Annotated in this window: 12 protein-coding genes; all 12 read left to right on the top strand. The window is 30.5% G+C overall.

From position 1 onward, the window contains the following. Window positions 1–464 (top strand): major capsid protein (locus ACRC8M_RS10805; RefSeq protein ID WP_438529139.1); only part of this gene is annotated, 464 nt, incomplete at its 5' end. Window positions 465–475: 11 nt separating this feature from the next. After that, entirely contained in the window at window positions 476–820 is a 345-nt protein-coding gene (locus tag ACRC8M_RS10800; protein WP_281699700.1) for a hypothetical protein, read from the top strand. Between the two features lie 6 nt (window positions 821–826). Further along, on the top strand, window positions 827–1,021 hold the full coding sequence (locus ACRC8M_RS10795) for a hypothetical protein (protein WP_438529138.1): 195 nt from the start codon (window positions 827–829) through the stop codon (window positions 1,019–1,021). Between the two features lie 10 nt (window positions 1,022–1,031). Continuing rightward, window positions 1,032–1,421, top strand: coding sequence for a hypothetical protein (locus tag ACRC8M_RS10790; protein WP_438529137.1), 390 nt, complete (start codon window positions 1,032–1,034; stop codon window positions 1,419–1,421). Beyond that, on the top strand, window positions 1,396–1,737 hold the full coding sequence (locus tag ACRC8M_RS10785; RefSeq protein ID WP_438529136.1) for a hypothetical protein: 342 nt from the start codon (window positions 1,396–1,398) through the stop codon (window positions 1,735–1,737). The genes ACRC8M_RS10790 and ACRC8M_RS10785 overlap by 26 nt, the downstream gene beginning before the upstream one ends. Next, on the top strand, window positions 1,734–2,288 hold the full coding sequence (locus ACRC8M_RS10780; RefSeq protein ID WP_257163768.1) for a hypothetical protein: 555 nt from the start codon (window positions 1,734–1,736) through the stop codon (window positions 2,286–2,288). Before ACRC8M_RS10785 ends, ACRC8M_RS10780 begins: the two co-directional genes overlap by 4 nt. After that, window positions 2,281–2,736: a hypothetical protein gene (locus ACRC8M_RS10775; RefSeq protein WP_438529135.1), complete on the top strand. Its 456-nt coding sequence runs from the start codon at window positions 2,281–2,283 to the stop codon at window positions 2,734–2,736. Before ACRC8M_RS10780 ends, ACRC8M_RS10775 begins: the two co-directional genes overlap by 8 nt. Further along, entirely contained in the window at window positions 2,736–2,963 is a 228-nt protein-coding gene (locus ACRC8M_RS10770) for a hypothetical protein (RefSeq protein WP_438529134.1), read from the top strand. The genes ACRC8M_RS10775 and ACRC8M_RS10770 overlap by 1 nt, the downstream gene beginning before the upstream one ends. Next, on the top strand, window positions 2,953–4,398 hold the full coding sequence (locus ACRC8M_RS10765; protein WP_438529133.1) for a phage tail sheath family protein: 1,446 nt from the start codon (window positions 2,953–2,955) through the stop codon (window positions 4,396–4,398). The genes ACRC8M_RS10770 and ACRC8M_RS10765 overlap by 11 nt, the downstream gene beginning before the upstream one ends. A 12-nt stretch (window positions 4,399–4,410) precedes the next feature. Next, window positions 4,411–4,917 carry a phage major tail tube protein gene (locus tag ACRC8M_RS10760; protein WP_438529132.1) on the top strand — a complete coding sequence of 169 codons (507 nt, stop codon included), beginning with the start codon at window positions 4,411–4,413 and terminating at the stop codon, window positions 4,915–4,917. 18 nt (window positions 4,918–4,935) lie between these two features. Further along, the gene (locus ACRC8M_RS10755; protein ID WP_438529131.1) at window positions 4,936–5,325 is read left to right on the top strand and encodes a hypothetical protein; all 390 of its coding nucleotides are present in this window, start codon (window positions 4,936–4,938) and stop codon (window positions 5,323–5,325) included. A gap of 227 nt (window positions 5,326–5,552) precedes the next feature. Continuing rightward, the coding region (locus ACRC8M_RS10750) for a phage tail tape measure protein (RefSeq protein WP_438529130.1) at window positions 5,553–6,992 on the top strand (1,440 nt) is incomplete at its 3' end.

Raw genomic sequence — 6,992 nt, 5'->3', positions numbered from 1 at the left:
AAATTCAAGAAAAAACTGGAAGAGTTCCAGATGTGTTAATTTTATCACCTAGAGTTGGTTCTGCACTTCAAAACCATCCAAAAATTGTAGAGAAATTAAAAGCTTATTCCGCAGATTTCGCAGAAATGAAAAATAGAGAGCTTGAAACAGGAGTAGCATATTTAGGTAGAATTTTAGAAATAAATACAGCGATTTATACTTTTGTAGACTTTGTAGATAAAAATGGAGTTGTAGAAAAATTATTACCAGAAAAAGGTGGATTATATGTATCAGAAAAATCTTTCAGATGTGAGTATGCTGCAATAGTAGCTAGAGAGAATCCACAAGCATCGTTAGAAGTTCATGTGAAGCAAGAAGTTGCAATAAAAGTTCCGCAAAAAAATGCTGATTTATTAGAGTTGCAATCAGCACCATTTGTAAGACCAGAAGTTCCAGGATCATGGGTATATTTTGAAGCTATCTAAGGGGTGGAATTATGAAGAGTTTAGAAGTTGGAAATAAGGTCTATTATGGTAATGATGATTGTGTTGTAACAAATATCAATGATAACGGAACTTATGATTTAAAAGGTATTGATGAATATAAAGGTGTAAGGCTAGAAGAAATAAAAATAATTCCTTTTGTAGATATATTAGAACTAGGTAGTGAAGTAGTTGATGAAAAAGGGCTAAAAGGTGTCGTTGAAGGTAAAGCTAAGTGCTTTTACTATGTAGTATTTGAAAATGGAACTAGTGCTATTTATTATCACGAGAAGCAAAAAAGTGAAAAGGTGAGAAGCTTTGAGAGCGACAAAAGAAGCTATTTAAAGCTATCAAAATAGCAATGAATGATAGTTTCATTTTGTAAAGGTGATAAAAATGATTCTAAAGGTGATAAGGAGCAGAAAATGTTAATAAAAGATTTAATAGAGAAATTACAAAAAATGAACCCAGAAAAAGGTGTAATTTTAGTAAGTGAAGGCATGATGTCAGCAGCCAAAGAAATTGAAGAAGATGCGGACCATATTAGAATAGTTGGATAGGAGAGAGAAAATGAAGAAAATATTAATAAAAGTTATAAATTGTACACTTCATTACAATGGAAAAGAACATAAACCAGATGAAACAGTAGAAATTGAAGAGAGATTCTTTAGAAGTGATTGCATGGAAAAAATCAATGAGATTACCCCACAAAATGACGAGCCACAAGTGGATGAGATTCCACAAAAAGAAAGTAATTTAATAACTATCAAAGAGTTAAAAGAAATTAGCCAAAATAAATATGAAATAGCTTTAACAAAAACAAAAAAAGATGAGGTTTTCAAAGAAGCTAAAGAAAAATTTGCAGAAAAAGGATTGGATCTAGAAGTAGAAATTGAGAAATATTTAGCAGAAAAAAATACTGTAGGAACTGAAGATGAAAACTCTGAAGGAACAAATTAGAGAAGATGTAAAAAAAGTATTTATGAATCCTAATGAATTTGGTGAAGTTTTAAAAATTCAGTTTCCTCCAGAGGAAGAAAAAGAAATAATAGGTGTCTTATCAACAGTAAGTGACTCTTGGAAAAATCCAAGAGTCAATCCTATTGAGAATCAAAAAGAAGAAGAAACAATCCTTACAATAGATGCAGAGCCATTTAAAGGCTATACATTTAAACAGGGAGCTGAAATATACATAAATAACATAAAGTACATTATGAGCAAAATTAGAGATAATGGATACTTAAAAGAATTTACTCTAAGGAGAAAAGAAAAATGATGTATGTTGAAATAGAAAAAGATTTAAGTGAACAATTAAGAGTATTTTTTAATAATAAATCTGGAACAATTAATAAGCTTTTAAATAAAGCTTTAGCCAAAACAACAACATATATAAAAAAAGCAGCAAGCAATGAAATAAAAGATGAATATGATATCTATGAAGGTTTAGTAAGCCCAGGTCTAAAGACAATAACAAGAAGTGGAGAAAGCAAATTATTAGCTTCTTTAAAGAGAAAAGATATAAGTGATTTTTATGTATCGATGATGACTCCAGGAAGAAGTGAAAATAAACTACTTGCAAAAGTAAAGAAAAAAAGTGGGGCCACAGAAATGAAAACTATGTTCTGGGCATTTTATAAGAATGATACAAGTAAGTTAGCTTTATATATAAGACTTTCAGAAAGAAATCACATTACAAGAGTAAAATCACCTTCATTATTTCAAATGGCAACAAGTATAGAAGTATCTGAAGAGGTAATAAAAGGTGCTAATAAAGTTTTTAATGAAGCTTTAGAAAAGTTAATGAAAAAGGAGTTAGAGAGTGTCTAAAACAATAACTATTCAAAATAATATTTTAGAACATTTAAAAGAAAAATTAGATATTTCAGGGTTGAATTTTTTTAAAATATTCTTACCTAAAGAAAAAGCAATAGTTAAAGAAGGAACGGAAGAAAATAATTATCCATTCCTACTAATAAGGCCAAGTAAAGAATTAAAAAATGGAGTATTTAAAAAAAGAAAGTTTGAAATAATAGTTGGAATCAAACAAGAGAATGATGATAAAGCACAAGAGGAACTCTTTAATTTAGCAGAGAGAATAATAGAAATATTAGAAAAAAATAGTCTTGTTCCAGGGAAATTTACAATAGATCCAACAACTATAGTAGGAGATTTTAATGCAGAATTGTGTGGTGAGGATTTCTGGGGATATATAATTAGCTTTGAATCAGATATTCCTGCACCCACATCAAGAATATTAGAAGAAAGGGGATTTTAATGAGTAAAAAATATATTTATTTAGCAAGTGACCTACAATTGGGAAGCTTTCTTTTAAAAAAAAATATGATTATATCTAAAGAAGATTTAGAAAAAATAACAAAAGAAAATGAAAAAGCTAAAGATTTATTTATAGAAACAAGTGATTTTCCAAAAATGAAATTAAATTCAGCTTTTTATTTAAAGAAAATAGAGAAAGCCTTTGTGGAGGTATTAAATGGAATTTAGGCATGGATTAAGAACCAATGAAATAGAAAGTGGAGAGAAGACTTATCTATCCGCTAAAACTCCTCTTGTGGTGTTAGGGGCAGCACCAATTAACATGGGAGATATGAGTTGTATAAATCAGCCAATATTAATTCAGAATATAACTGAAGCGACAAAATACTTTGGTGGAGTAAACAAAATAGAAGGATTCAACATCTCAGAAGTTTTATACTCAGCATTTCAACTTTTTGGAGTAGGACCAGTATTGTGTATAAATGTTTTAGATCCTAAGAAACATAGTGCAGTTGAAGTTTTGACAGAGGTAATAGTAAAAAATGGAATGGCTAAGATAGAAAAAGTAGGAATAATTCCATCTGAATTAATTTTAAAAAAAGGTGGAACAGAAGAAAGTATAGAAGCTTCAACTTATGAGATTTCTTTTGATTCAAATGGGTATTTAGAGATATATTTTGAAGATTTAACCTTAACTTCAATAGATGGAAGTATAAAAGTTTTAAATCCTACTCTTATAACATCACAAGATATTATAGGAAAAGTAGACATAAATACTCTTAAAAAAGAAGGATTAGAGTTAATAGATGAAATTTTTACTAAATATAGTGTGATTCCATGTGCAGGAATAGCACCGGGATATACTCATGATAATGAGCTTAGAACTATAATGAATACTAAGTTTCAATCGATAAATAGTGGAAAATGGAAAAGTGTGATAATTGCTGATATTCCAGAAACTATAAAATATGGAGAAGCAATTAAGTGGAAAAAAGATAATAATGCAATAGATCCAGAACAACTACTATACTATGGAATGGGAGTATTAGGAAATAATATATTACACTTATCAACTTTAGTAGCTTGTGAACTACTAAGAGGAAATATGGAAAATGATGGAGTTCCTTGTGATTCCCCATCAAATAAAAATGCTAAAATTTCAAAAGTTGTTTATAAAGATGAAGATGGAAATTATCAAGATTTAAATTTAGATGAAAAACAAGCGGAGTTACTAAATGAAAATGGAATAAATACAGCCATTCAAACACCAGGAGGACTTGTATTCTGGGGTAATAGAACCTCAGCGTTTCAACCAGGTGGAACTACAGAAAAAAAAGATATTTGGATTCATTCTAAGAGAATGATTCAATTTATTTGTAACACAATCGGTATTAATAATCAAAATGAAGTCGATAAAAAAATGACTAAAACCAGAGCAATTGCTATTAGAGATAATTTAAATCAATGGTTGGCAGGTTTGAAATCACAAGAAAAAATATTAGGTGGAAGAGTTGAATTTAGAGCTATAGATAATCCAGGAGAAAATATAGCAGGTGGAAAATTTGTATGGTACATAGTTCATGGAGATGTTCCTATAGGAGAAAATTTAGAATTTAATATAAAAAACTCTTCAGAGTTCGCTATTGAAATATATAAAGGGTAAAAGGAGTAAGTGATGATACCAAGTGTAGTTAAAGCATGTTCAGTAAAAATAAATGGAAGTGATAAAGTAATTGGAGTAGCAGAGTTTCCACTTCCAGATATCACTTTTAAAGAAGAGGAAATAAACGTATTAGGACTAGGGCCAATAAAAGAAACCATTACTTCCATGCCAGAAGCTATGTCAACAACTATGAAATTTTTGGGAGTAGATAAAACAGCTTTAAAATTAAAAGCAGGAAAAGGGATAAATTTAGTTTTAGCTGCAGCAATTCAAACGTTAGATGAGAATGATAATTCAGCAGAGATAGGGTTGTTTGTAAACGTGAAAGGAACTATAAAATCACACAAGCTAGGAACGATTGGGCCAAACGGAAAATTAGAGCCAGAAATAGAAATAAATTTATCTTATTTTAAATTAGAGATAGATGGAACGGTTCTTTATGAAATAGATCAAAGAAATGAAATTTTAGTTTTAGATGGAGAAGATTTAAGAGCGGGAATAAACGCAATAATAGGATAATAATAGGAGGATAAACAAATGGCAAAAACAGCAGCAGAAATAAAAGACGAAACAGAAAAATTCAAATTAGAAAATGGAATTACTGAGAATGAGGGACAAGATATAAAAGCGGATAGCTTTGAAGAGTTAGAACAAGATTATGGAACTCTTAAAATTAGAGGGGAAATAAGAGGTAGTAATATAATTAAATTTAGAACTAGATTAACAGGGCAAGATATGAAGATTTGTAAAAGCAGATATGATAGAGAGAAACAAACAAAAGCTAAAACACTAGCTGAAGTAGATGATGAATATTTCTTAATGATGGCAGAGAGAATGACAGGAATACCATATAAAGAATTTTATGACTTACACATAGTTGATACTAATAAGGTAGTAAGACATGTTAGAGATTTTTTGGGAGAATAGTAGGATTTAATAGAAATCCTTTTGAACTTTTTAGAGAGCTTGTGACTGAGCTCTCTTTAGGTTTAAATAACCCGATGGGAATGAATATGAGACTAGATCATAATTTTCTATGGGAATTAGATTTAGGAGAATTAGAAGAGTATAGAGAATTATATGAACAATGGGTGAAACAAATAGAAAAGCTTAAAAAGAAGTAAACGGAAGGAAATACTTAGAGAGGAGGGGGAATGGCTAAAGGAAAAGGCATGGATATGGTTTTAAAATTGAGTACACAGTTAGATAATTCAGTTCCTCAGCATGTTCAAAGAATGGCTAAAGAACTTAATAAATTAAAAAATACTCAAAAAAACTTAAATGATGTAGCTAAAATGATGCCTAAAAATTTATCAAAAAATATGCTTGAATATCAGAAAATGAACTCCAAGCTTCAAATGTTAAATAAAATAAAAACTACAAATGGAAGTTTAACAGCAGCACAAGAAAAAGAGTATAAGAAATTAACATCAACACAAGAAAAGCTTGGAAAGGTCATTGATAAAGAAAGAAAAGCATATCAAAGATATTCTATGGAACTTACAAAATTAAAAATACCTCATGGCCAGCTTCAAAATGAAATAAAGAAAACTGCCAAGGAACTGGAGAAAGCAACAGCTAAACAAAAGTTATATAATAAGGCTTCTGATTTTAAGAAAAAAGTAGGAAATCTTGGGAAAAAAGCATTAGCTACTGGTGGAAAAGTTGTAGCTGGAGCAGCCATAGCAGGAACTTTAGCAGCGGGATATTTTACAGCCGATTCAGCTAAACAGTATTTAGGTTTTGAAGGGCAAATGAAAAGGGTTCAAGCTATAAGTGGAGCAACTAAAGAAGATTTTAAACTTCTTGAAAAAGAAGCTTTAAATTTAGGGGCAACAACCTCTTTTACAGCTAAGCAAGCGGCTCAAGGAATGGAGTATTTTGCATTAGCAGGTTTTAAAACTCAAGATATAATTGGAGCTATGCCAGGTATGCTTAGATTAGCAGCTGCATCTGGAGAAGATTTAGGAATGGTATCAGATATTGTATCTGATAATATGACTGCATTTGGACTTGATGCTAAGGATGCTGCAAAGGTAGCAGATATATTTGCTTATACAATGTCTAAAACAAATACTGGAGTAGGGCAACTTGGAGAAGCTTTTAAATATATTTCGTCACAATCAAAAGGATTGAATATATCAATGGAAGAAACTTCAGCTCTCTTAGGACTTCTAGCAGATAAAGGTATAAAGGGCTCACAAGCAGGAACAGGACTTGGAGCTATGTATACAAAAATTTTAAAAGAAGCTAAAGAGTTTGAAAATTTAGGGATAAAGACAAAAGGGAAAAATGGAAATTTCATAGGAACTGATAAGTTTTTAGCTCAATTATCTGTATATTTTAAAAAAGAAAAAATGGATGAATTTCAACAACAACAGTTTCTTATAAAAGCATTTGGAAAAGAAGGGTATAGAGTGGCTCAAGGACTTTTAGATGGAGCTAAAGAGATTGATGGGAAGACTTATACAGGAGTAGAAAGAATAGAAGCTCAGATTCGGGCAACTGAAAAGTTAAGTATTGGTGCAGCTGAAAGAATGGAAAAAACTATGCTTGAAGGTGCAAGTGGAGCAAAAGTTCTATTTGATTCTGCA

Source organism: Cetobacterium sp. (genome assembly GCF_051653945.1).
Lineage (GTDB): Bacteria > Fusobacteriota > Fusobacteriia > Fusobacteriales > Fusobacteriaceae > Cetobacterium_A.
The sequence above is the reverse complement of the archived record's forward strand: the minus strand, read 5'-3'. Positions and strand labels throughout refer to the sequence as shown.

What these genes read in the sequence shown, in the direction of transcription:
- ACRC8M_RS10800 (WP_281699700.1), top strand. Translation starts at nt 476, where the DNA reads ATGAAGAGTTTAGAAGTTGGAAATAAGGTCTATTATGGTAATGATGAT.
- ACRC8M_RS10795 (WP_438529138.1), top strand. Translation starts at nt 827, where the DNA reads ATGATAGTTTCATTTTGTAAAGGTGATAAAAATGATTCTAAAGGTGAT.
- ACRC8M_RS10790 (WP_438529137.1), top strand. Translation starts at nt 1,032, where the DNA reads ATGAAGAAAATATTAATAAAAGTTATAAATTGTACACTTCATTACAAT.
- ACRC8M_RS10785 (WP_438529136.1), top strand. Translation starts at nt 1,396, where the DNA reads ATGAAAACTCTGAAGGAACAAATTAGAGAAGATGTAAAAAAAGTATTT.
- ACRC8M_RS10780 (WP_257163768.1), top strand. Translation starts at nt 1,734, where the DNA reads ATGATGTATGTTGAAATAGAAAAAGATTTAAGTGAACAATTAAGAGTA.
- ACRC8M_RS10770 (WP_438529134.1), top strand. Translation starts at nt 2,736, where the DNA reads ATGAGTAAAAAATATATTTATTTAGCAAGTGACCTACAATTGGGAAGC.
- ACRC8M_RS10765 (WP_438529133.1), top strand. Translation starts at nt 2,953, where the DNA reads ATGGAATTTAGGCATGGATTAAGAACCAATGAAATAGAAAGTGGAGAG.
- ACRC8M_RS10760 (WP_438529132.1), top strand. Translation starts at nt 4,411, where the DNA reads ATGATACCAAGTGTAGTTAAAGCATGTTCAGTAAAAATAAATGGAAGT.
- ACRC8M_RS10755 (WP_438529131.1), top strand. Translation starts at nt 4,936, where the DNA reads ATGGCAAAAACAGCAGCAGAAATAAAAGACGAAACAGAAAAATTCAAA.